Origin of the sequence: Streptomyces sp. SudanB182_2057 (assembly GCF_964272715.1) — a bacterium.
Classification (GTDB): Bacteria; Actinomycetota; Actinomycetes; order Streptomycetales; family Streptomycetaceae; genus Streptomyces; species Streptomyces rubradiris.
The window spans coordinates 7,716,587-7,740,061 of sequence record NZ_OZ186798.1 but is presented as its reverse complement, the minus strand read 5'-3'; the positions used below and the strand labels follow the sequence as shown (position 1 = coordinate 7,740,061).

General features: G+C 73.5%; 16 protein-coding genes. 4 read left to right on the top strand and 12 right to left on the bottom strand.

What is annotated here, in order from left to right; all coding sequences use genetic code 11:
* Positions 1-28 precede the first annotated feature (28 nt).
* From ACSURM_RS34375 to ACSURM_RS34355, 5 genes are all read right to left on the bottom strand, one after another.
* Entirely contained in the window at positions 29-868 is an 840-nt protein-coding gene (locus ACSURM_RS34375) for a shikimate dehydrogenase (protein WP_436959860.1), read from the bottom strand.
* A gap of 38 nt (positions 869-906) precedes the next feature.
* Positions 907-3,036: a transketolase gene (gene tkt / locus ACSURM_RS34370; RefSeq protein ID WP_436959859.1), complete on the bottom strand. Its 2,130-nt coding sequence runs from the start codon at positions 3,034-3,036 to the stop codon at positions 907-909.
* A gap of 355 nt (positions 3,037-3,391) precedes the next feature.
* Positions 3,392-4,249, bottom strand: a complete 858-nt coding sequence (locus ACSURM_RS34365; RefSeq protein ID WP_436959858.1) for an AfsR/SARP family transcriptional regulator — start codon at positions 4,247-4,249, stop codon at positions 3,392-3,394.
* A 340-nt stretch (positions 4,250-4,589) separates the two neighbouring features.
* On the bottom strand, positions 4,590-5,225 hold the full coding sequence (locus ACSURM_RS34360) for a ScbR family autoregulator-binding transcription factor (protein ID WP_436959857.1): 636 nt from the start codon (positions 5,223-5,225) through the stop codon (positions 4,590-4,592).
* 152 nt (positions 5,226-5,377) lie between these two features.
* Positions 5,378-6,460 carry a PP2C family protein-serine/threonine phosphatase gene (locus tag ACSURM_RS34355; protein ID WP_436961246.1) on the bottom strand — a complete coding sequence of 361 codons (1,083 nt, stop codon included), beginning with the start codon at positions 6,458-6,460 and terminating at the stop codon, positions 5,378-5,380.
* A 387-nt stretch (positions 6,461-6,847) separates the two neighbouring features.
* Here ACSURM_RS34355 and ACSURM_RS34350 point away from each other — a divergent pair, with 387 nt between their 5' ends.
* On the top strand, positions 6,848-9,631 hold the full coding sequence (locus ACSURM_RS34350) for a SpoIIE family protein phosphatase (RefSeq protein WP_436959856.1): 2,784 nt from the start codon (positions 6,848-6,850) through the stop codon (positions 9,629-9,631).
* A 252-nt stretch (positions 9,632-9,883) separates the two neighbouring features.
* Here the strand turns inward: ACSURM_RS34350 and ACSURM_RS34345 are convergent, their stop codons facing one another.
* Positions 9,884-10,510 carry a TetR/AcrR family transcriptional regulator C-terminal domain-containing protein gene (locus tag ACSURM_RS34345; protein WP_436959855.1) on the bottom strand — a complete coding sequence of 209 codons (627 nt, stop codon included), beginning with the start codon at positions 10,508-10,510 and terminating at the stop codon, positions 9,884-9,886.
* A gap of 55 nt (positions 10,511-10,565) precedes the next feature.
* Between ACSURM_RS34345 and ACSURM_RS34340 the strand changes: the two genes are divergently transcribed.
* From ACSURM_RS34340 to helR, 3 genes are all read left to right on the top strand, one after another.
* Positions 10,566-12,005 (top strand): FAD-dependent monooxygenase, encoded by a 1,440-nt coding sequence (locus ACSURM_RS34340; RefSeq protein ID WP_436959854.1) that lies wholly within the window; start codon positions 10,566-10,568, stop codon positions 12,003-12,005.
* A gap of 179 nt (positions 12,006-12,184) precedes the next feature.
* Complete coding sequence (locus tag ACSURM_RS34335) at positions 12,185-13,396, top strand: glycosyltransferase (protein ID WP_436961245.1); 1,212 nt, start codon at positions 12,185-12,187, stop codon at positions 13,394-13,396.
* 273 nt (positions 13,397-13,669) lie between these two features.
* Complete coding sequence (gene helR, locus ACSURM_RS34330) at positions 13,670-15,841, top strand: RNA polymerase recycling motor ATPase HelR (RefSeq protein ID WP_436959853.1); 2,172 nt, start codon at positions 13,670-13,672, stop codon at positions 15,839-15,841.
* A gap of 83 nt (positions 15,842-15,924) precedes the next feature.
* Here helR and ACSURM_RS34325 read toward each other — a convergent pair whose 3' ends face one another.
* The 6 genes from ACSURM_RS34325 to ACSURM_RS34300 form a co-directional block, all read right to left on the bottom strand.
* A complete protein-coding gene (locus ACSURM_RS34325) occupies positions 15,925-16,608 on the bottom strand; it encodes a response regulator (protein ID WP_436959852.1) in 684 nt (227 codons plus the stop codon).
* Between the two features lie 91 nt (positions 16,609-16,699).
* A complete protein-coding gene (locus ACSURM_RS34320; protein ID WP_436959851.1) occupies positions 16,700-17,332 on the bottom strand; it encodes a potassium-transporting ATPase subunit C in 633 nt (210 codons plus the stop codon).
* A 5-nt stretch (positions 17,333-17,337) separates the two neighbouring features.
* Entirely contained in the window at positions 17,338-19,467 is a 2,130-nt protein-coding gene (gene kdpB / locus ACSURM_RS34315) for a potassium-transporting ATPase subunit KdpB (RefSeq protein WP_436959850.1), read from the bottom strand.
* Positions 19,467-21,128, bottom strand: a complete 1,662-nt coding sequence (gene kdpA / locus ACSURM_RS34310; protein ID WP_436959849.1) for a potassium-transporting ATPase subunit KdpA — start codon at positions 21,126-21,128, stop codon at positions 19,467-19,469. The genes kdpB and kdpA overlap by 1 nt, the downstream gene beginning before the upstream one ends.
* An 8-nt stretch (positions 21,129-21,136) precedes the next feature.
* Positions 21,137-21,226, bottom strand: coding sequence for a K(+)-transporting ATPase subunit F (kdpF, locus tag ACSURM_RS34305; RefSeq protein ID WP_016434100.1), 90 nt, complete (start codon positions 21,224-21,226; stop codon positions 21,137-21,139).
* Positions 21,227-21,478: 252 nt separating this feature from the next.
* Positions 21,479-23,320 carry an APC family permease gene (locus tag ACSURM_RS34300; protein WP_436959848.1) on the bottom strand — a complete coding sequence of 614 codons (1,842 nt, stop codon included), beginning with the start codon at positions 23,318-23,320 and terminating at the stop codon, positions 21,479-21,481.
* Positions 23,321-23,475 lie beyond the last annotated feature (155 nt).

The window sequence follows — 23,475 nt, the reverse complement described above, 5'->3', positions numbered from 1 at the left end:
GGTGCCCGGCACGGACGAAACGCCCAAGTCAGACTGGCTGTTCACGGCCGTCCAGGGCCCGCCGGCCGGCGGCGCGCATGGTGTGCAGCGGTGCCGGCCGGCGGCCCGTCATCAGCTCCACCTGGCCCACCGCCTGGTGGACCAGCAGGTCGAGGCCGCCGACGACGGTTCCGCCCCGGGTCCGCCAGTGGTGCGCGAGCCGGGTGGGCCAGGGATCGTACAGGACGTCGAAGAGCACTCCCGGGGTGGCGGGTACGGATTCGGCCAGGGCGTCGGTGGCCCGGGCGGGGGTGGTGGAGATGACGAGGGGCGCGTCCAGGGCGTCGGCCGCCCGGTCCCAGGGGGCCGTGCGGACGGCGAGTCCGAGCCGCTCGCCCCACCGGGTCATCTCGGCCGCCCGGCCCTCGCCGCGCACGTAGGCCGTGACCTCGGGCGCCCCCATGCGGGCCAGGGCCGCCAGGGCGGAGGCCGCGGTGGCCCCCGCCCCCAGGACGGCGGCGTGCCCGACGCGGGTGATGCCCCGTTCGCGCAGCGCCGACGTCATGCCGGGGACGTCGGTGTTGTGCCCCTCCTTCCGGCCGTCCGCCGTGAACAGCACGGTGTTGACCGCCTGTACGGATCGCGCGGTGTCGCTCACGGTGTCGAGCAGCGGGAGCACGGCCCGCTTCAGCGGCATGGTCAGCGAGAGTCCCGCCCAGCTGTCGTCCAGGCCGCCGAGGAAGGTCTCCAGGGCTTCCTCGCCGATGTCGTGACGGTCGTACGTCCAGGTGTGCAGGCCGAGTTCGCGGTAGGCGGTGCGGTGCAGTACGGGGGAGAGCGAGTGGGCGATGGGGGAGCCCAGAACCGCGGCGCGTCGCCGGGTCGGCATCAGCTGGTTCCTTCCTGTGCTGCGAGGGGCAGGGCGGGTCAGTGGCGCTCGGTCCGCCGGGTCCGCTCCAGGCTGGCGCGCACCGCGGCGGCGACCTTGTGCGGGGTGAAGCCGAACCGGCGGTACAGCGCCTCGGGGGCGGCCGAGGCACCGAACTGGTCCAGGGACACGGCCTGTCCGGCGGAGCCGAGCAGGGCGTACCAGCCGAGCGCGCTGCCCGCCTCCACGGAGACCCGGGCCGTGACCCCGGGCGGCAGGACCGTGTCCTGGTAGTCCTGGCTCTGCTCCAGGAACCACTCCAGGCACGGCATGGACACCACGCGTGCCTCGGTCCCCTCGGCGCGCAGCAGTTCCCGGGCCGCGAGCGCGAGGTGGACCTCGCTGCCGGTGGCGATGATGACCGCGTCCGGGGTGCCGCCCTCGGCGTCGGCGAGGACGTATCCGCCGCGGACCGCCTCGTCGGCGGGGGCGAGCCCGCTGCCCTCCCCGCGGTCGAGCACCGGCAGGCCCTGCCGGCTCAGGCACAGCCCGGCCGGGCGGTCGGTGCGTTCGAGGACACCGCGCCAGACGGCGACGGTCTCATTGGCGTCGGCGGGGCGTACGACGTCCAGGCCGGGGATGCCCCGCAGCGCCCAGAGGTGTTCGACGGGCTGGTGGGTGGGCCCGTCCTCGCCGAGGCCGATGGAGTCGTGGGTCCACACGTAGGTGACGGGCAGCCTCATCATGGCCGCGAGCCGTACCGCCGGCCGCATGTAGTCGGAGAAGACCAGGAACGTACCGCCGTAGGGCCGGGTGCCGCCGTGCAGGGCGATGCCGTTGAGGACGGCGCCCATCGCGTGCTCGCGGACGCCGAAGTGCAGGGTGCGGCCGTAGCGGTGGCCCGGGAAGGCGGCGGTGGCGAACTCCTCGGGGACGAAGGAGGGTTCGCCGCGCATCGTGGTGTTGTTGCTCTCGGCGAGGTCCGCGGAGCCGCCCCACAGCTCCGGCAGCGCCGCGGCCAGCGCGGTGAGCACCTCCCCGGACGCCTTGCGGGTGGCGATCCGCTGCCCGGGCGCGAAGGCCGGCAGGTGCGCGGTCCAGTCCTCGGGCAGCCGGCGGGTGCTGATCCGGTCGTACAGGGCGGCCTTTCCGGGTTGGGCGGCGCGCCAGTCCGCGTAGCGCTTGTCCCAGGTGGCGCGCAGGTCGCGGGCCCGGCCGGCGACCGCGCGGGCGTGGGTCAGCACCTCGGCCGGCACCTGGAACGCCGCGTCGGGGTCGAGGCCCATCGCGCGCTTGGCGGCGGCGGCCTCCTCGGCGCCCAGGGCCGCGCCGTGGATCTTGCCGGTGTTCTGCTTGTGGGGCGCGGGCCAGCCGATGACGGTGCGCAGGGCGATCAGCGAGGGCCGGTCGGTGGTGTCGCGGGCCCGGGCCAGGGCGTCGTACAGGGCGGGGACGTCCTCGCGGTAGCCGTCGGGGGTGGTCCAGTCGACCCGCTCCGTCTGCCAGCCGTAGGCCCGGAAGCGGGCCAGGACGTCCTCGGACTGGGCGATGCGGGTGTCGTCCTCGATGGAGATGTGGTTGTCGTCGTAGAGCACGACGAGGTTGCCCAGTCTCTGGTGTCCGGCGAGGGAGCCGGCCTCGTGGCTGATGCCTTCCTCCAGGTCGCCGTCGGAGGCGAAGACCCAGATGGTGTGGTCGAAGGGCGACTGGCCGGCCTCGGCCTCCGGGTCGAAGAGGCCGCGCTCGCGCCGGGCCGCCATGGCCATGCCGACCGCGTTCGCCAGTCCCTGGCCGAGCGGCCCGGTGGTGGTCTCGACGCCGGGGGTGTGGCCGTACTCGGGGTGGGCGGGCGTCAGGCTGCCGTCCGTACGCAGCGCCTTGATGTCGTCGAGTTCGAGTCCGTAGCCGGAGAGGTGGAGCTGGGTGTAGAGGGTGAGGCTGGAGTGGCCGCAGGAGAGCACGAACCGGTCACGGCCGGCCCATCGCGGGTCCGCGGGGTCGTGCCGCAGCAGCCGCTGGAAGAGGAGGTACGCGGCGGGGGCGAGGCTCATGGCGGTGCCGGGGTGGCCGTGGCCCGCGGTTTCGACGGCGTCCACGGCGAGGGCGCGGGCGACGTTCACGGCACGGCGGTCGAGTTCGTCCCACCGCAGGCCGGCGGCGGACGAGGCGCTGGTGTCCTGGTGCTTCACGAGGGCTCGCGACTCCTTGTTCAGGGACCGGTGGAGGAAGGGCCGTGCACCAGGAGGAGCGGGGTCGCACACAGTCCCCTGTCGTCGCTCCGGCCGGGCAGCACGGCGCCCACCGGACCGCCATCCTGGTGGACCCCGCGATCACCGCCAACGCTCCGCCACCCGCTCCGTCAGGTCACCGGGCAGTCCGTCAAGTCCCCGGGGCGGCAGGCCCGCCGGAAAGGAGCGGACCGGCCGCGACACCGTCAGCCGCCCGCTTCGCTGCTGGTACGTGGCGGGGTCGGTCACCCCCACCCGTGTCCCGGCCTCCTCGGCCGTACGCGTCCTGCCCCTCCCCCGCCGCGTCCGCCGCGCGTCAGGCGCTCTGCAGGGTCCCGAGCGGAACGCGCGGCAGCGTGCCGGCTTCCAGGCCCGCGGCGGTCGCCTGTCGGCCGGGCTCCCGCCGGTCGGGCTCCCGTCGGCCGGGTTCCCGGCGGTCCGGTTCCCGCCGTTCGGCGACGAGGCCCGGCAGCGGCTGGACGGACGCGGTGCGCGTCTCGCGCCGTCCGCGCAGATAGTCCCGGATGACATCGCGGTCCTGGCCCCGGTGGTCCAGGTCCGCCTTCAGCCGCGCGTACGGCGGCGTGTCGGGGCAGTAGCGGGTGAGCACCTGCGTCAGGTCGACGCAGAGTTCCCGCCAGCGCCCGAGCCTGAGTTCCGCGTCGATCCACCGGTCCACGGCACGCTGCCAGGAGCGGGTGAGCCGGACCGCGTGGGCCTGGAGCTGGGGCCCGTGGGGGACGCCGGAGAGCGGGGCGCCGGTCCACAGGGCGAGGGCCTCGCGCAGCCGCCGGCCGGCCAGGTGCAGGTCGCCCGCCTCCATGGCCCGGTACCCGGCACCGGTCAGCCGCTCGAACGTCCTGAGGTCGCTGGAACCGCCGCCGGTGTCCAGCCGGTAGCCGCCGGGCACCGAGGCCAGCACCTGCTCGGCCGGCCGTTCGCTGCCCGACGCCCGCGAGGCCGCGCCGATGACCGCGCGCAACCGGCCGATGTGGTGCTCCAGCGCGTCCTGGGCGCGGTCCGGCAGGCCCTGGGGCCAGAGTTCGTCGGCGAGGGCGTACGCCGGTACGGCGCGGTCGGCCGCCGCCATGAGGAGAGCGAGCACCTGCCTGGTCGGCACCTCGGCCGAGTAGATGGGTAACGTCCCCTCTCGTACCGCCACTTCCCCGAGCATCCTCAGCTCCACGTCGTTCCCCTCCGACTCAGGTCACTTACGGTGCCGTTCGCAGCGCTTGAGCGGGGCGTCCCTCACCTGTATGCAGGCACTCCCCCTTCCCATAATAATAGAATTATTTTTCTTTTTCTTTAACGGGCGCCCGTGATCATGGCGGTTCCGCCTACGAACGGTCCGAGCCCCGAGTCCACCCCATCGCCCCCTCCGGTACGTTGCCGGTCGTTCCGGTTCCCAAACCGTAGCCGGGCAGCGAAAAGGAGGCGTCACGCGCGGACGGGGGCCGCCGTCCGCCGCTCTTCAGCCGCCGTCCCCCGCTCTACAGCCGCCGTCCTCCCGCTTCTCAGAAGGACGCCGCCCTGATCCGCTCCTCGCCGAACACCACCTTCTTGGCCGCGCTGGGCACGGCGAGGGCGGGCAGCAGGCATCGCCACATCTCCTCGACGCGCGCGGGCAGATCCCGGTGCGAGGTCTCCAACTGGGTGTGGATCTGGGCGCCGGTGCAGGAGGTGACGACCAGCCGGGCACACGCCTCGGGGTCCGCGTCGGCCCGCAGCTCGCGGCGGCGCCGGGCCTGCTCGAAGTCGTCCGTCAGGATGCCCGTCCACTGCCGGTAGGAGTTCACCTGCGGCTCGATGAACAGCCGCTGGTCCAGCACCAGGCGCGCCCCGGCCTGGAGCACCGGGTTGTCGAGCAGCTCGTAGGCCCAGGCCAGCGTCAGGTCGACGGCGTGCTGCAACCCCTGCGACTCCAGCGGCGGGACCACCAGTTCCGGCTGGCTGGTGACGATCAGACGCGCCAGCTCTTCCTTGGACTTGAAGTGGAAGTACATCGCGCCCAGGGTCAGCCCGGCGCGCTCGGCGATCCGCGAGACGGTCGTGCCGGCGAAGCCGTACTCCGCGAACGTCTCGGCCGCCGCGCGGATGAGGGCGGCACGGGTGCGGGCCGCCCTCTCCTGTTTCACCACTCGACCTGTCATGTGCAATCGCCGTCCACCGCTGGAAAAAAGTGATTACTATTCTTTAGCTTATAAGAGACAGCATGTCTCACCGCCAAGGTTCGGGCACGTGGAGATCCCAGGGGGGACCCTCACACGACGTCCACGACAGCCACACAAGTCACACGGTGGGGTCAGGGTCCGGCCGGGTCGCCGTCGGGGAGGCAGACCGCGAGCGCCGCGATGTCGTCCTGGAGGCGGTCGCCGCTGTAGTCCAGCAGGTCGTGGTGGAGCTGTTCCAGGAGCGCCTGGGGCGGCAGGGAACGCCAGGCGCGCAGGCGCTCCAGGAGCGGGTAGAAGGAGCCCTCCGGGTCGCGGGTCTCGGTGATGCCGTCCGTGTACAGCAGCAGCTGGTCGCCGGGGCGGAAGGAGTACTCCTCCACGTGGTAGGGCTCCCCGGCCAGCACCCCGAGGTTGAGCGGCGGGGCCGACCGTCCGCTGTCCAGTTCGCGGACCTCCCCGGAGCGGATGCGGACGGGCGGCGGATGGCCGCAGTTGACCACGCGCAGCACCGGCTCCCCGGCGGGGATCTCCACGAAGACGGCGGTCACGAACCGTTCGCCCACCTCGTTCCCGCCCAGCAGGGCCGCCCTGCGGTCCATGCTGGTCTCCACGCGGTCGGCCAGCGCGGGCAGCGCGGGTTCGTCGTGCGCCGCCTCGCGGAACGCGCCGAGCAGGGCCGCGGCGGTCTCCACCGCGAGCAGTCCCTTGCCCCGTACGTCGCCGATGAGCAGCCGGGTGCCGTACCGCGTGGGGACGGCCTCGTAGAGGTCCCCGCCGATGCGCGCCTCCGCCGCGGCGGACAGGTAGAGGCTGTCCAGGAGGAGGTCGCCGATCCGGTGCGGCACCGGCCGCAGCAGTACCCGCTGGGCGATGTCCGCCACGAAGCGCACGTCGGCGAGGGTGCGCTCGCGGTGCGTGCGGTGCGCGGCCAGGATGGTGCCGAGGACGCCCACCAGGGTCGTGCAGACGTAGGAGGCCACGTAGTAGCGGTCCCACAGGTAGCCGACGGGCCGGCCGGCGCAGCACGGGGTGCCGGCCAGGACGCCCTCCAGGAGGACGGCGAACACGGTGGCACCGGCGACGGCCACGGGGCCGTAGGCGAACGCGGTCACCAGGGGCAGGGCGATCAGTACGAAGCTCACCGGCCACTCGACGGGGGTCGCGGGCTCCAGCAGCAGCACGGCAGCGACGTACAGGACCGGCAGCCGGCGCAGCCACCCGGGAGGCTTCGGCAACCGCGTCCGCGCACCGGCGCCGTCCTCCGGCTCCCGACCGGTATGTCCAGGCTTCGGCATACGTGGTCTTCGCACACGGACTCCTGTCACAGCAGCGCACGACAAGGTCCCCAGCCTGGTGCGCCCGTGCGCGGCACACCGGCGATTGCTCCGCTCAGCGGCATGTTTCCGCCCCGGCCGGCACGAAACCCCGCAGACCCGGGACCCGGCCTGCCCGCGGCGGACGGGCGCCGGCCCGCGGGCGGGCCTCAGCGGGCCCGGCCCCGCGGCCCCGTCACCCGCCCGGCCGACACCGCCGCGGCGACATCCCGCCCGGCCGGCGCACAGCGGTCGCCGGTCACCGAGCCGCAGTGCTAGAAAAGGGAGATGAGCGGACGTTTCCGCCGTCCAAGGGCGAAAGCGGCGCCGCCGCCCGGCACCCGGCGGGCCTCCGATCCGCCCCGTCGACGACTGCCGTGGCCGTTTCGCGGGCGCCGGATCCCGCCGTCCCTGAGCGTCCGCACCCTCGCCGCCCAGGTCTTCCTGTTCCAGGCGCTGATCATGCTGCTGCTGGTCGCGGTGGGGGCCGCCGCCCTGGTGCTGCAAGGGCTGTACGACGCCGAGCGCAGCGCCAGGGACCGGTCGCTGGCGGTGGCCGAGGCCTTCGCCCACGCCCCCGGCACGGCACAGGCACTGCGCTCGCCGGATCCGACGGCCCGGCTCCAGCCGGAAGCGGAACAGGTGCGCAAGGGATCCGGTGTCGACTTCGTCGCCGTACTGGACGAGCACGGAATCCGGCTGACCGACCGGAACCCCGATCTGATCGGCACCAAGGCCCAGGGGGTCGGCCGGGCGCTGCTGGGAGAGACGTTCACCGAGACCTTCCACGGCCGGCCGGCCGACGCGGTGCGCGCCCTCGTCCCCGTGACGGACCCCAGCCGGCGCGTGGTCGGCGTCGTCACCGCGGGGATCGAGTACGCGAACGTCGGCGACGTCCTCGTCCGCCAGCTGCCGGTGCTGCTCGGCACGGCGGCCGGGGCGCTGGTCCTGGCGACCGGCGGCGCCGCCCTGGTCAGCCGCCGGCTGCTGCGGCAGACCCATGGGCTCGGCCCGGCCGAGATGACCCGGATGTACGAGCACCACGACGCCGTGCTGCACGCCGTGCGCGAGGGGGTGCTGATCCTCGGCGGGGACGGGCGGGTGCTGCTCGCCAACGACGAGGCGCGCCGGCTGCTGGGCCTCCCCCGGGACGCCGACCGGCGGCAGGTGCGGGAACTGGGGCTGGGACCGGGGCCGACCCGGCTGCTGGAGGCGGGCGAGGCCGCGACCGACGAGGTCGTCCAGGCCGGGGACCGGCTGCTGGCGGTGAACATCCGGCCCACCGCCCCGTACGGCGGTGCCCCGGGGCTCGTGGCCACGTTCCGTGACACCACGGAGCTGCTGGCCCTGTCCGGGCAGGCCGAGCTGGCGCGGGGCCGGCTGTCGTTCCTGTACGAGGCGGGCATGCGGATCGGCACCACGCTCGACGTGCGGCGCACGGCCGAGGAGCTGTCGGAGGTGGCGGTGCCGCGCATGGCCGACTTCGTCACCGTGGAGCTGCTGGACTCGGTGCTGCGCGGCGAGGAGCCCACGAGCGCGGTGCGCGAGATGCGCCGTACCGCGCTGCGCGGCACGCACGCCGGGCACCCGTTGCAGCCGGTGGGCGAGGTGATCCGGTTCGTGATGGCCGACACCCCGATGGCGGCGGCGCTGCGCCAGGGCAAGGCCGTCCTGGTGCCGGACCTGCGCGCCGCCCAGGACTGGCGGGCGCGGGACGCCGGCGGGGCGGAGCGGGCGCTGGACTACGGCATCCACTCGCTGATCACGGTGCCGCTGCGGGCCCGCGGGGTGGTCCTCGGCATGGCCGACTTCTGGCGGGGCGCGGGCTCTCCGCGGTTCGAGGAGGAGGACGTCGCGGTGGCCGAGGAGCTGGTCGCCCGGGCCGCCGTGGCCATCGACAACGCCCGCCGGTACGCCCGGGAGCACGAGATGGCGGTGACGCTGCAACGCAGTCTGCTGCCGGTGGGGCTGCCGGAGCAGGACGTGCTGGAGATCGCGTCGCGGTATCTGCCGGCCCGCTCGGGGGTGGGCGGCGACTGGTTCGACGTCATCCCGCTGCCCGGGTTCCGGGTGGCGCTCGTGGTCGGGGACATCGTGGGGCACGGGATGCAGGCCGCGGTCACCATGGGGCGGCTGCGCACGGCCGTGCTGAACTTCTCCTCGCTGGACCTCACCCCGGACGAGCTGCTCGGGCACCTGGACGAGATGGTGAACCGGCTGGACTCGCAGACCGCGACCGCCGACGACCATGTGCCGCTCACCGGCGCGACCTGCCTCTACGCCGTCTACGACCCGGTCGGCGGGCGCTGCGCCGTCTCCCGCGCCGGGCATCTGGCGCCCGCCGTGGTGGATCCGGAGGGCCGGGTCACCTTCCCGGACCTTCCCCTGTCGCCGCCTCTGGGAGTGGGCGGGCACCCCTTCGAGACCGGTGAGCTGGAGCTGCCCGAGGGCAGCCGTCTCGTGCTGTTCACCGACGGTCTGATCGAGAGCCGGGGCCGGGACGTCGACGAGGGCCTGACGCTGCTCTCCTCGACCGTCGCGCACGCGGACCGGACGCCGGAGGAGACCTGCCGCGCCCTGGTGGAGCGGATGCTGCCCGAGCGCCCCAGTGACGACGTGGCCCTGCTGGTCGCCCGGACCCGGCGGCTCAAGCCCTCCTGCGTGGCGGCCTGGGACGTGCCGTTCGACGTGACGGCCGTGCCCCGGGTGCGGGGCGAGGTGAGCCGGCGGCTGGCGGACTGGGGGCTGGAGGAGACGGCGTTCGCGACCGAACTCATCCTCAGCGAACTGCTCACCAACGCGATCCGGTACGGCGCCCCGCCCGTGCGGGTCAGACTGCTGCTGGGCCGCACCCTGGTCTGCGAGGTGTCGGACGGCAGCAACACCTCGCCCCGGCTGCGGCGCGCGGCCAGCACGGACGAGGGGGGCCGGGGGCTGTTCCTCGTCTCCCAGTTCGCGGACCTGTGGGGGACCCGGTACGCGGCGCGGGGAAAGGTCATCTGGGCCGAGCAGAGCCTGGACCGGGTGGCGGAGCCGGATCCGACCCTCCTGTTCGACGTCATGGGCCTGTGACCGGCACCCGGCGCGCGACGGCCGACGACTGCCCTGCGTAGTGCTGCTCCAGCAGCTTCCACCGGGTGCACTAGCTTTCCGGCGACGCCCACTGGAACCGCCAGCCGCCGGGCGACGACCGGTGTTCGGGGCCCCGGCCACGCTGTGGGCCGGGGCCGTGGGGATGACGGTGAGTGCGCTGCCCGGGCTGCTGTCCCCGTTGCGGGGTCCGGGGGGCGGTGTGGTGTCCGTGCCGCGGGCTTCCGTCTGAGTTCAGCCGCGGGTGAGGATCGCGTCGACGCCGAACTCGAAGCGGGCGTCGAAGGATTCCGCGCCCAGGTGGGCCAGGGTGCGGTACAGGGCGGGGTGGGTGTCCGCGGAGACCGCCCGGGCCAGGCTGCCGTCCCGGGGCCGGGCGGCGGCGGCCGACTGCTCCTCCTGGGCCAGGCCGAGCGTGAAGTAGACCAGGGCCCACATGGTCCAGGCCGCCTCGCGTTCGGCCATGCCGCCGTCGAGCAGGGCGCCGACGAGCGCCTCGGCGAAGCGCAGGGTGTGCGGCTCGGCGGGGTAGGTGCCGGTCACCAGGGCGGCGCCGTCGCGGCGGGCGAGCAGGGCGCGGCGGTAGCGGCGGACGAGTTCGCGGACCCGGTCGTCCCAGGCGTCGGGCAGGCGGTCGAGCGGGGCCTCCCCGACGACGGCGTCCGCCATCAGCTCCAGCAGCCGGGCCTTGGTCTTCACATGCCACAGCACGGTGTTCATCCGGACCCCGAGCCGGTCGGCGACCGCTCGGGTGGACAGGGCGTCGAGCCCGTTCTCGTCCAGTAGTGCCAGGGCCGTACGCACCACCGTGCCGGCGTCCAGCCGGGGGCCGCGCTCCGCATCCGCTTGCTTCTTGGTCACTGACCTAGTTTACTGCACCCACCATCGTTGGTCACTGACCAAGAAGGAGGCAGGCGTGGAACAGCAGGTCGTCATCGCCGGAGGAGGCCCCGTCGGGCTCTGGCTCGCCGCCGAACTGCGGCTGGGCGGGGTCACGGTCACCGTCGTGGAGGAACGCCCGGAGCCCGACCGGCGGTCCAGGGCGCTCACCGTGCATCCCCGCACCCTGGAGATCCTGGCGTCGCGGGGCGCCCACGGCCCCTTCCTGGAGGCGGGGACCCCCATCCCGAGCGGCCACTACGGCGGGCTCGGCACCCGGCTGGACTTCCGCGCGCTGGACACCCCGTTCCCGTACACCCTGGCGCTCCCGCAGGCCAGGACGGAGGAGTTCCTCCAGGAGCGTGCGCTCGCGCTGGGCGCGCGCCTCCTGCGCGGACACCGCGTCACCGGCCTGACCCAGGCGCCGGACGCGGTGACCGTCCGCATACAGGGCCCCGAGGGGCCGTACGACCTGCGGGCCGCGTACGCCGTCGGCTGCGACGGAGTGCGCAGCACCGTCCGCGCGGCGGCCGACATCGGCTTCCCCGGCACGCCCGCCACCGTCCTGGGCTTCCTCGGGGACGTACGGCTGGACAGCCCCCCGCCGCCCGGGTTCAGTGTCTGCGGCCCGTCCGGCGGACTGATGGCCGTCCCGCTGCCCGGCGGCACGACCCGGCTGGTCGGCATCACCCCGGACGACCTGACCGCCACCTGGCCGGGCGATCTCACCCTGGACGAGCTGCGGGCCAAGGTACGGGCGATCACCGGGCGGGACTTCGGGCTGCGCGACCCCGTCTGGCTCTCCCGCTTCGGCAACGCCACCCGGCAGGCCGAGCGCTACCGCGACGGGCGGGTGCTGCTCGCCGGGGACGCCGCCCACCAGCACTTCCCCACCGGCGGGGTGGGCATGAACGTCGGCATCCAGGACGCGCACAACCTCGGCTGGAAGCTCGCGGCCGTCCTCGCCGGCCGGGCCGGCGAGGCGCTGCTGGACTCCTACCACGACGAGCGCCACCCGGTGGGCGCCCGCCTGCTGGAGAGCAGCCGCGCCCAGACCGCCCTGATGACGGCCTTCTCGACCGAAGGGCTCGCGCTCCGCGCGGAGTTGGGCGCACTGCTGGCCTCCCAGCCGGCCCTCAACGCGACGCTGGCCGAGCGGGTCTCCGGACTCTCCGACGGCTACCCGCCCGCGGACCCGGCCGCCCATCCGCTCACCGGCACCCGCGCCCCGGACCTGGCCGTCGAGGGAGCCGAGGGGCTGTTCTCCCTGCTGCGCCCGGGTCGCCCGCTCCTGCTCGACCTCGTCGGGGACACGCCCGACGGGCCCTCGGCACCGGGCGCCCTCCGGCACACCGGCGCCCTCCTCCGGCCGCCGGCCGCCTGGGCCGGGGTGCGCGCCGCGCTGATCCGACCGGACGGCCATGTCGCCTGGGCCAGGACGGAACGGGACCGCGCGGCCGGAGAACACGGCCGCTGAGGGAAGTCGGCGGAAGCCGAGGGAAACCCGAGGGAAAAGACAAAGGCAAGGAGGTCACCCACTCCTTGCCACTCTTAACTTATAGCGCACAGGGGGCCTTGCGGCAAGGCCCCCTTCGTACCGCAGAATCGTCGGCCTGAGCCGGGAAGCCACCGAAACAGGAGTTCTGCGAAGTGCGTGTGCTGTTGTCGACCTTTGGGTCACGTGGGGACGTGGAACCGCTGGCCGGGCTCGCGGTCCGGTTGCGCGAACTGGGCGCCGAGGTGCGGGTGTGCGCGCCGCCGGACGAGGACTTCGCCCGGCGGCTGGCCGGCATCGGCGTGCCGCTGGTGCCGGTCGGCCCCTCGGCCCGCGCGCTGACGCGGGCGGCGCCCTCCCCCGCCTCCCTGCCCGAGCGCGCGGCCCAGCTGATCGCCGGTCAACTCGGGCCGGTCACCGAGGCGGCCGAGGGATGCGATCTGCTGGTGGCGACCGGTGCGCTGCCCGCCGCCGCGGGCGCGCTGTCGGTGGCCGAGAAACTGGGCATCCCCTCGGTGTCCGTCACCTTCCAGCAGCTCACCCTGCCCGCCCCGCACCGCCGGCCGCTGGCGTATCCGGGCCGCCCGCTCCCGCCCGAGGTGACCGACCACGAGACGCTGTGGGAACTGGACGCCCAGAACATCAACGCGCTGTTCGGCGAGGCGCTCAACACCAACCGGGCCTCCCTCGGCCTGCCGCCGGTGGACGACGTCCGCGCCTACGTCGTCGGCGACCGGCCCTGGCTGGCGAGCGATCCGTTCCTGGACCCGTGGCACGAGACCGCGGACCTCGACGTCGTACAGACCGGCGCGTGGATCCTGCCCGACACGCGACCGCTCCCCGCCGACCTGGTGGCGTTCCTCGACGCCGGCGCTCCGCCGGTCTACGTGGGCTTCGGCAGCATGCCCCTGCACGCGGCGGCGGACATGGCGCGGGTCGCCGTCGAGGCGGTCCGCGCGCAGGGCCGCCGCATGGTCCTGGCGCGCGGCTGGGCGGAGCTGTCCCCCGGCGGCGACCGGGACGACCGCTTCGAGGTCGGGGAGGTCAACCAGCAGGCACTGTTCGCCCGGGTGGCCGCCGTCGTGCACCACGGCGGCGCGGGCACCACGACGACGGCCGCCCGGGCCGGAGCGGCCCAGGTGGTGGTGGCGCAGGCGGCGGACCAGCCGTACTGGGCGGGCCGGGTCGCGGAACTGGGCATCGGCGCGGCCCACGACGGCCCCGCCCCCACCGTCGCCTCGCTGTCGGCGGCGCTCCGCACGGCGCTCGCCCCCGCGACCCGCGCGCGAGCGACCTCGGTGGCGGGCCGGGTCCGCGCGGACGGGGCGTCGGTGGCGGCGCGACTGCTGCTCGATGTCGCCACATCCGGCTGAGAGAACCATCGGCCCGGCGGGTACGACCGCTACTCCCCGCTGACGGGAATCGCCAGTCCGGCCGGCGCGACTGCCGCTCCCTGCTGACGGGACGGCCGGTCCGGCACACAGAACCGTGATTCCCGGCGGACCGGGCCGCCGCTTCGTGCTGACAGAATCGCCGGTCCCGGCCAGTTCGGTCACCGGTCCCCTCCGGCTCGACCGCCGGCCCCGACTCCCCCGACGCCCCTACCACTACCCGGCCGAACCCGCGGCCACATCGGAGACTCCCACGTGACACCCCACCTGACCACCAGTGCCTTCGACCTGCCCGACCGGCTGTCCGCCAAGGCCGATCCGGCGCTGATCGCCGACGACGAACGGCACTTCGCGGCGATCGCGGAGTGTCTGGAACAGTCCATCGCCGAACTGTCCGGCCGTCTCGACGCCGAACGCAGGGCGCCCGGCGGCACCGGCCGGCAGGCGATGGACCGGGACGCGGAGATCCACCGGCTGACCGCCCGGCTGCGCACGCTGCGCCGCTTCGGCCTGGACCTGTGCCTGGGGCGCATGGTCGCCGCGGACGAGTCCGAGCCGGTGTACGTCGGACGGCTCGGCCTCACCGACAGCACGGGCCGGCGGCTGCTGGTCGACTGGCGCTCCCCCGCTGCCGAGCCGTTCTTCGGGGCCACCCACGCGAACCCCATGGGCCTGGCGAGCCGCCGCCGGTACCGCTGGACGAACGGCCGGATCGGTGACTACTGGGACGAGGTGTTCACCGCCGAGGGCCTGGTGGGACACGCCGCGCTGGACGACCAGTCCGCGTTCATCGCCGGTCTCGGCGGCAGCCGTTCGGCGCGGATGCGGGATGTGCTCGGCACCATCCAGGCCGACCAGGACGCCGTCATCCGGGCGGACTCCCGGGGCGCGCTCGTCGTGGACGGCGGCCCGGGCACCGGCAAGACCGTCGTCGCCCTGCACCGTTCCGCCTACCTCCTGTACGCCGATCCCCGGCTCGGCCGCCGCCGGGGCAGGGTGCTGTTCGTCGGCCCGCACCGGCCGTACCTGTCCTACGTCTCCGACGTGCTGCCCGGCCTCGGCGAGGAGGGCGTGCAGACCTGCACGCTGCGGGACCTCGTCGCCGAGGGAGCGGAAGCGGTGGCCGAGGCCGACCCGGAGGTGGCCCGGCTGAAGTCGTCCGCGCGGATGGTGCGGGCGATCGAGACGGCCGTCAGGTTCTACGAGGAACCGCCCGCCGAGGGGATGACGGTCACCACCCCGTGGTCCGACATCAGGCTGACCGCCGAGGACTGGGCGGCGGCGTTCGACGCGGCGGAACCGGGCACCCCGCACAACGAGGCCCGCGAGCAGGTACTGGAGGAGCTGCTGACGATCCTTCAGGACAAGCACGACGGCGATGCCCCGCCCGAGCTGCTGCGCAGGTCGCTGCGGGCGAACCGGGAGCTGCTGGCGGCCGTCGACCGGGCGTGGCCGCTGCTGGAGGCGGCCGACCTGGTCGGGGACCTGTGGACGGTGCCCGCCTATCTGCGGCTGTGCGCGCCCTGGCTGGCCCCCGACGAGGTCCGGCGGTTGCGGCGCGCGGACGCCCAGGCGTGGACGGTGTCGGACCTGCCGCTGCTGGACGCGGCGCGGCAGCGGCTCGGCGACCCGGACGTGGCACGGCGCGAACGGCGGCGCGTGGCGGTCCTCGCGGCACAGCGGGAGCGCATGACGCGGGTCGTCGACAACCTGATAGAGGCCGTGTCGTCCTCCGGGGCCGACGGGGACGACGGCGAGGGCCTGGTGCGGATGCTGCGCGGCGAGGACGCGGAGGTCAGCCTGGTGGACGAGGCCGAACTGCCCTCGGCCGACCCCGACCTGCTCGCCGGGCCGTTCGCGCACATCGTGGTGGACGAGGCGCAGGAACTGACCGACGCCGAGTGGCAGATGCTGCTCCAGCGGTGCCCGTCCAGGAGCTTCACCATCGTCGGGGACCGGGCGCAGGCCAGGCACGGGTTCACGGAGTCGTGGCGGGAGCGGCTGGAGCGGGTCGGGTTCGACCGGATCCGGCTGGCCTCGCTCAGCGTGAACTACCGGACGCCGGAGGAGGTCATGGCCGAGGCCGAGCCGGTCATCCGGGCAGCGCTGCCCGACGCCAACGTGCCCGTGTCCGTGCGCCGCGGGGGTCTCCCCGTGGTCCACGGGCCGGTCGCGGACCTGCGCCCCGTCCTGGACACCTGGCTGGCCGCACACGCGGACGGGACGGCCTGCGTCATCGGCGACCCCACGTTCCCGGCGACGTCCCAAGTCCGCTCGCTGCCCCCGGAGCTGACGAAGGGCCTGGAATTCGACCTGGTCGTCCTGGTCGACCCGGACCACTTCGGCACCGGCGTCCAGGGAGCGGTGGACCGCTACGTCGCCATGACCCGGGCCACCGGCCAACTGGTCCTCCTCACCGGCCCGTGACGCCGTTCCGGCACCACCACCGGGGCATGCGCAGGCCGGCTTCACGTGACGAACCGGCGTCGCCGGACACGTGGGCGGCGGTTTCAGCCTTCGAAGCGGTAGCCCATGCCCGGTTCGGTGATCAGGTAGCGCGGGTGGGAGGGGTCGGTCTCCAGTTTGCGGCGCAGTTGGGCCATGTAGACGCGCAGGTAGTTGCTCTTGTCGCTGCGGGAGACCCCCCAGACCTCCTGGAGCAGATGCTTCTGTGTGACGAGCCGGCCTGGGCGGGTGACCAGGATCTCCAGCAGATGCCATTCGGTGGGGGTGAGACGGACCTCCCGGCCGTCGCGTACGGCCTTCTTCGCACACAGGTCGATGGTGAATGCCTCCGTCTCCACCACGGTCCGCTCCGGAACCGGCGGTGCCTCCTCGGTGCGGCGGACGGCGGCCCGTAACCGGGCGAGCAGCTCGTCCATGCTGAACGGCTTGGTGACGTAGTCGTCGGCGCCGGCGTCCAGCGCGGCGACCTTCTCGTCCGAGGCCTGCCGGGCGGACAGGACCAGGACGGGGACGCGGGTCCAGCCGCGCAGGGCCCTGAGCACGTCGACGCCGTCCATGTCGGGCAGGCCGAGGTCCAGCAGCACGACGTCGGGCCGCTGGGCGGCCGCGAGCCGGAGCGCGGTGACCCCGTCGGGGGCCGCGTCGACGCCGTACCGGCGGGCCTGGAGGTTGATCACGAGGGCCCGTACGAGCTGCGGGTCGTCCTCCACGACGAGGACCCGGGTCATGGGTGTGCACCTTTCCTGTCAGGGCCGTGGGAGCCGGCGGCACCGGGACGGGCCATGGTGCCGCCGGCTCCCGTGCGGTCGCGTAAGGCCGTCACCGCCTGGCCGCGAGGTCCTTGAGCGCGATGTTCAACTCCAGGACGTTCACGCGCGGTTCGCCGATGAATCCCAGCGTGCGCCCCTCGGTGTGGTCCGCGACCAGCTCGCGTACCGCGGCGACGGGCAGGTGGTTCCGCGCGGCGACCCGGTGCACCTGGAGGGCGGCGTAGGCCGGGGAGATGTCCGGGTCCAGGCCGGAGCCGGAGGAGGTGACGGCGTCGGCGGGGACGTCCGAGGGACGGACCGGGTGACCGGGCACCGAGTTGTCCCGGACCACCTTGGCCTTGGCGTCCTCGACCTGCCGGAGCAACTCCTTGTTGTCGGCGGCGAGATTGGTCGCCCCGGACACGAGCAGCCGGTACTGGGTGTTGACCGAGTTCTCGGCCAGTCCGTGTGCCGGGCGGGGCTGGAAGTACCGCAGGCTGTAGCCCTGTTGCCCGATCAGCGACGAGCCGACGACCTTGCCGTCCGCCTCGGTCTCCGAACCGTTCGCCGCGCCGCGGAACAGCGCCTGGGCCACACCGGTGACGGCCAGCGGATAGAGGACGCCTGTGAGCACGGTCAGCACCAGCAGCGCGCGCAGGCCCGCGCCGAGCAGACGGCCGGTGTTCACAACGGAGTTCTTCATGTCCTTCACCCGATCCCGGGGATCAGAGAGACGAGCAGGTCGATGAGCTTGATGCCGGCGAACGGCGCGATCAGGCCGCCGACGCCGTAGACGCCGAGGTTGCGGCGCAGCATCCGGTCCGCGCTCATCGGCCGGTACCGCACGCCCTTCAGCGACAGCGGTACCAGCGCGACGATGATCAGCGCGTTGAAGACGACCGCCGACAGGATCGCGGAGTCCGGCGAGGACAGCCGCATGATGTTCAGCTTGTCCAGGCCCGGGTAGACCGCCGCGAACAGCGCCGGGATGATCGCGAAGTACTTCGCCACGTCGTTGGCGATGGAGAACGTCGTCAACGCGCCGCGCGTGATGAGGAGTTGCTTGCCGATCTCGACGATCTCGATCAGCTTGGTCGGGTTGGAGTCGAGGTCGACCATGTTGCCGGCCTCCTTGGCGGCCGACGTACCGGTGTTCATGGCCACGCCGACGTCCGCCTGGGCGAGGGCCGGCGCGTCATTGGTGCCGTCGCCGGTCATCGCGACCAGCCTGCCGCCGGCCTGCTCCCGTTTGATGAGGGCCATCTTGTCCTCGGGGGTGGCCTCGGCGAGGAAGTCGTCCACGCCCGCCTCCTCGGCGATGGCCCGGGCGGTCAGCGGGTTGTCGCCCGTGATCATGACCGTTCTGATGCCCATGCGGCGCAGTTCCTCGAACCGCTCCCGCATGCCCTCCTTGACGACGTCCTTGAGGTGGATGACGCCGAGCACCCGGGCGCCGCCCGCGTCCTCCACCGCGACCAGCAGCGGGGTGCCGCCGGCCGCGGAGATCCGGTCGGCGATCCGGTCCGCGTCCTCGGCGACCGTGCCGCCCCGCTCCTCCACCCAGGCGATGACCGAGGCGGTGGCGCCCTTGCGGACCCTGCGGCCGTCGACGTCCACGCCCGACATGCGGGTCTGGGCGGTGAAGGCGACCCACTCGGCGCCGACGAGTTCGCCCCGGTGCCGCTCCCGCAGCCCGTACCGCTCCTTCGCCAGGACGACGACGGAGCGGCCCTCGGGGGTCTCGTCGGCCAGCGACGACAGCTGGGCGGCGTCGGCGACCTCGGCCTCGGTCGTGCCGCGCACCGGCACGAACTCGGCGGCCTGCCGGTTGCCGAGGGTGATGGTGCCGGTCTTGTCCAGCAGCAGCGTCGAGACATCACCGGCGGCCTCGACCGCACGCCCCGACATGGCCAGCACATTGCGCTGCACCAGGCGGTCCATGCCCGCGATGCCGATCGCGGAGAGCAGGGCGCCGATCGTGGTCGGGATCAGGCAGACCAGCAGGGCGACCAGCACCACCATCGTCAGATGGGTGCCGGCGTGGCCGGCGAACGGCGGCAGGGTGGCGCAGGCCAGCAGGAACACGATGGTCAGCGAGGCCAGCAGGATGTTCAGCGCGATCTCGTTGGGGGTCTTCTGCCGGGCCGCGCCCTCCACGAGGCCGATCATCCGGTCGATGAAGGTCTCCCCGGGCCGGGTGGTGATCCTGACGACGATCCGGTCCGACAGCACCTTCGTGCCGCCCGTGACGGCGCTGCGGTCGCCGCCGGACTCGCGGATGACCGGCGCGGACTCGCCGGTGATGGCCGACTCGTCCACGGACGCGACGCCCTCCACGACGTCCCCGTCACCGGGGATGACGTCCCCGGCCTCGCAGACCACCAGGTCGCCGACGGTGAGCCCGGTGCCGGGGACCCGCTCCTCGGAGCCGTCCGGCAGCAGCCGACGGGCGACGGTGTCGGTCTTGGCCTTGCGCAGGGTGTCGGCCTGGGCCTTGCCCCGGCCCTCGGCGACCGCCTCCGCCAGATTGGCGAACAGCACGGTCAGCCACAGCCAGACACTGATGGTCCAGCCGAACCAGTCGCCGGGGTCCTTGAGGGAGAAGACCGTGGTCAGCACCGAGCCGATCCACACCACGAACATCACGGGGGACTTGGCCATCACCCGCGGGTCGAGCTTGCGGAAGGCGTCCGGCAGCGATGTGACGAGCTGCCGGGGGTCGAAGAGGCCCGCTCGGACGCGGCCCTCGGCGGTCTGGTGCCCCGTCGGTGTGTCGTGGTGGGGCGCGAGGGTGGGAGTGGACATCGAGTCCTCTTGCTTGTGTACGTCGGTGCTCATCACGCCAGGCCCTCCGCGAGCGGGCCCAGTGCCAGGGCCGGGAAGTAGGTGAGACCGGTGATGATCAGGATGGCGCCCACCAGCAGGCCGGTGAACAGCGGCTTCTCGGTGCGCAGGGTGCCCGCCGTCACGGGGACGGGCCGCTGCCCGGCCAGCGAGCCGGCGAGGGCCAGCACGAACACCATCGGCAGGAAACGGCCGAGCAGCATGGCGAGTCCGGTCATGGTGTTGAACCAGTCGGTGTTGGCGTTCAGGCCGGCGAAGGCCGAGCCGTTGTTGTTCGACGCCGAGGTGAACGCGTACAGGACCTCGGAGAAACCGTGCGCGCCCGGGTTGAGCATCGAGTGCGGCGGGGTCGGCAGGGCGAGCGAGGCCGCGGTGAAGACCAGCACCAGCGCCGGGGTGACGAGGATGTAGCAGGCGGCCAGCTTCATCTCGCGGGCGCCGATCTTCTTGCCCAGGTACTCGGGTGTCCGGCCGACCATCAGGCCGGCGATGAACACCGCGATCACCGCCATGATCAGCATGCCGTACAGGCCGGAGCCGACACCGCCGGGCGCGATCTCGCCCAGCATCATGCCGAGCATCGTGATGCCGCCGCCCAGGCCCGTGAAGGAGGAGTGGAAGGAGTCCACCGCGCCGGTCGACGTGAGCGTGGTCGTCACCGCGAAGAGCGAGGAGCCGCCGATGCCGAAGCGGACCTCCTTGCCCTCCATCGCCCCGCCGGCGGCCTGGAGCGCCGGGCCGTGGTGGGCGAACTCGGTCCACATCATCAGCGCGACGAAGCCCAGCCAGATGCCGGCCATGGTGCCGAGGATCGCGTAGCCCTGCCTGACGTTGCCGACCAGTACGCCGAAGGTGCGGGTCAGCGAGAAGGGGATCACCAGGATGAGGAAGATCTCCAGCAGGTTCGTGAACGGGGTCGGGTTCTCGAACGGGTGGGCACTGTTGGCGTTGGCGACGCCGCCGCCGTTGGTGCCCAGTTCCTTGATGGCCTCCTGCGAGGCGTAGGCGCCGCCGCCCCACTGCTGCCGGCCGCCCATGAACTGCCCGACCTCGTGGACGCCGGAGAAGTTCTGCAGCGCCCCGCACGCCACCAGCACCACGGCGGCGAGCGCCGCGACGGGCACCAGGATCCGCAGGGTGCCGCGCACCAGGTCGGCCCAGAAGTTGCCGAGTTCGCCGGAGCGCGACCGGGAGAAGCCGCGCACGAGCGCCACCGCCACCGCCATGCCGACGGCGGCCGACACGAAGTTCTGCACGGCCAGGCCGGCGGTCTGCACGACGTGGCCCATGGTCTGCTCACCGGCGTACGACTGCCAGTTGGTGTTGGTCACGAACGACACGGCCGTGTTGAACGACTGCGCCGGGCTGACCGAGGAGAAGCCGAACGAGCCGGGCAGGACGCCCTGGAGCCGCTGGAGCAGATAGAGGAAGAGGACACCGGCGAGCGAGAAGGCCAGCACACCGCGCAGGTACGCGGGCCAGGTCATCTGGGCGTCGGGGTCGGCGCCGATGCCCCGGTAGATCCACCTCTCCGCCCGCAGGTGCTTCTTCGAGGAGTAGACCCGGGCCATGTAGTTGCCGAAGGGGATGTGGACGAGCGCCAGCACGCCCACGAGGGCGAGCAGTTGCAGCACGCCTGCCAGTACGGGACCCATGTGCGCGCTCAGAACCTCTCCGGGAAGATCAGGGCGAGGACGAGGTAGCCCAGCAGGGCGACGGCCACGACCAGGCCGACGATGTTCTCGGCGGTCACAGCTTCGTCACCCCCTTGGCGACGAGAGCCACCAGCGCGAAACCGGCGAGCACGGTGACGACGAAGGCCAGATCGGCCATCGCGAACTCCTGGAGTGAGGTTCGGTGGAAACGGACGAGTACGAGGAAAGCGCCTCTCTGGCCGGATCCGGCCGCTTGTTGACGCCTCTCTTACGGCCTCGCCCGTGTCTTTGACGGTTTTCTTACGGCTACCGGTCGTCACCGGCGGCCGGTCGCGTGTTCTCGCGAGGCATCAGGCCGGCCGGAACCTCAGGCGGCAGATCACCGCGTCCGTCTCCCGGCGCACGGCGTGCGCGACGACCGCGCCCCGCTGGTTCTGCAGCAGCCGCTGCCACGGCCGCTCCGGCTCGGTCTCCGGGATCAGCACGGTGACCCGGGTGCCGGGCTCGGCGGCGGCCGCCTGGCGGACGTAGGCGGCGATCGGCCGGCCGAGGCCGCGCCGGGCGCAGTGCAGCCGCACCAGCGGCACACCGGGGTCCCACGCGGCCCAGGACCGCTCCAGGGCGTGCAGCGCGGCGCGGTCCTCCGGGTCCGAGTGGCAGACGGTCACGGCCCGGACCTCGTCGCCCAGGGAGGCGGCGGCCGTCAGCGCCTCGGAGGTCAGCCGGGACAGCGAGGACACCGGGACGATCACCAGCGAGCGCTCGCGGTGCGGGGGCTCCGGGACGCGGCCGAGACCGAGCCGCTCCCCGATGCGGTCGTAGGCCCGGCGCACGGCGACGAAGACGGCGACCAGCAGCGGCAGTGCCACGACCACCAGCCAGGCGCCCTCGGTGAGCTTGCTCGCCGTGACCACGCTGGCCGAGACCCCGGTGAGCAGCGCGCCGAGGCCGTTGAGCAGGGCCTTCCCGCGCCAGCCGGGACCTCGTCGCAGGCGCCAGTGCCGGACCATGCCCACCTGGGCGACGGTGAAGCCGACGAAGACCCCGATCGCGAACAGCGGCACCAGCGTGTTGGTGTCACCGCCCGAGAAGACCAGCAGGCCCGCCGAGACCGCGGCGAGGGCCAGGACCCCGTGCCGGTGCACCTGCCGGTCGGCCTTGAGCGCGAAGACGTGCGGCAGGTAGTTGTCCCGGGCGAGCAGCTTCAGCAGCACCGGCAGGCCGCCGAAGGAGGTGTTCGCGGACAGCGCCAGCAGGATCATGGTGGCGAACTGGAGGACGTAGAAAGCCCCGTTGTGGCCGAGGGAGGCGTCCGCGAGCTGGGCGAGGACCGTGACGCCCGCGACCGGCTGGAGGTGGAAGCGGCCGATCAGCACGGCCAGGCCGATCAGCATCAGGCCGAGGACGGCGCCGAGGGCGGCCTCCGCGCGCTGGGCCCGCCGCACCCGGGGGGCGCGGAAGGAGGGCACGGCGTTGGCGATGGCCTCGACTCCGGTCAGGGCGCTGCACCCGGAGGCGAACGCCTTGATCAGGAGCAGCGCCCCGACCCCGCCGGCGTTGTCCGCGACCACCGAGGCGTGGCCGGCCGCGGTCGCCGTGCTGACCGGGGCGGACCGGAACAGCCCCACGACGATCAGCGCGAAGACGGCGCCCACGAAGACGACGGTCGGCACGATGAACGCCTTCGCCGACTCCGCGATCCCGCGCAGGTTGACGCCCGTGACCAAGGCGAGCACGGCGAGGCACAGCCACAGCCGGGCGCCGTACAGGGCGGGGAACGCTGAGGTCAGCGCGGCCACGCCCGCCGTGACGGCGACGGCCACGTTCAGCACGTAGTCCAGGACCAGCGAGGCGGCGGCCACCAGACTGGTGCGGGTGCCCAGGTGCGCCTTGGCCACGGCGTAGGAGCCGCCGCCGTCGGGGAAGGCCGCGATCACCTGCCGGTAGGAGGCGACGAGTACGGCGAGCAGCGCGGCGATGGCCAGGGTGACGGGCAGGGTGAACCCCAGGCCCCGGGCACCCGCTGCGGCCAGTACCAGGGCGATGGCCTCCGGGCCGTACGCCACGGAGGCCATCGCGTCCAGGGACAGCGCGGCCAGGCCGGTGACGGCGGTCAGGCGGTGCCGTTCCCCGGTATCGGGCGGCTCCTCATCGGCGGGGGCGGTGCCGGGCCCGGTGGTCAGGACGGACATGGGTGCGTGCTCCTTCGTTCTTCGGTCGCGCGCGGACCGGGTGCGCGGTGCACCCAGGGTGTGTCCGGTTCCGGCCGCCCCCGACCGGTTCCTTACGGGACCTTGGCGCCCGGCTCCCCCGCGCTGACGGGATCTTGACGCGGCGCGCGGGATCG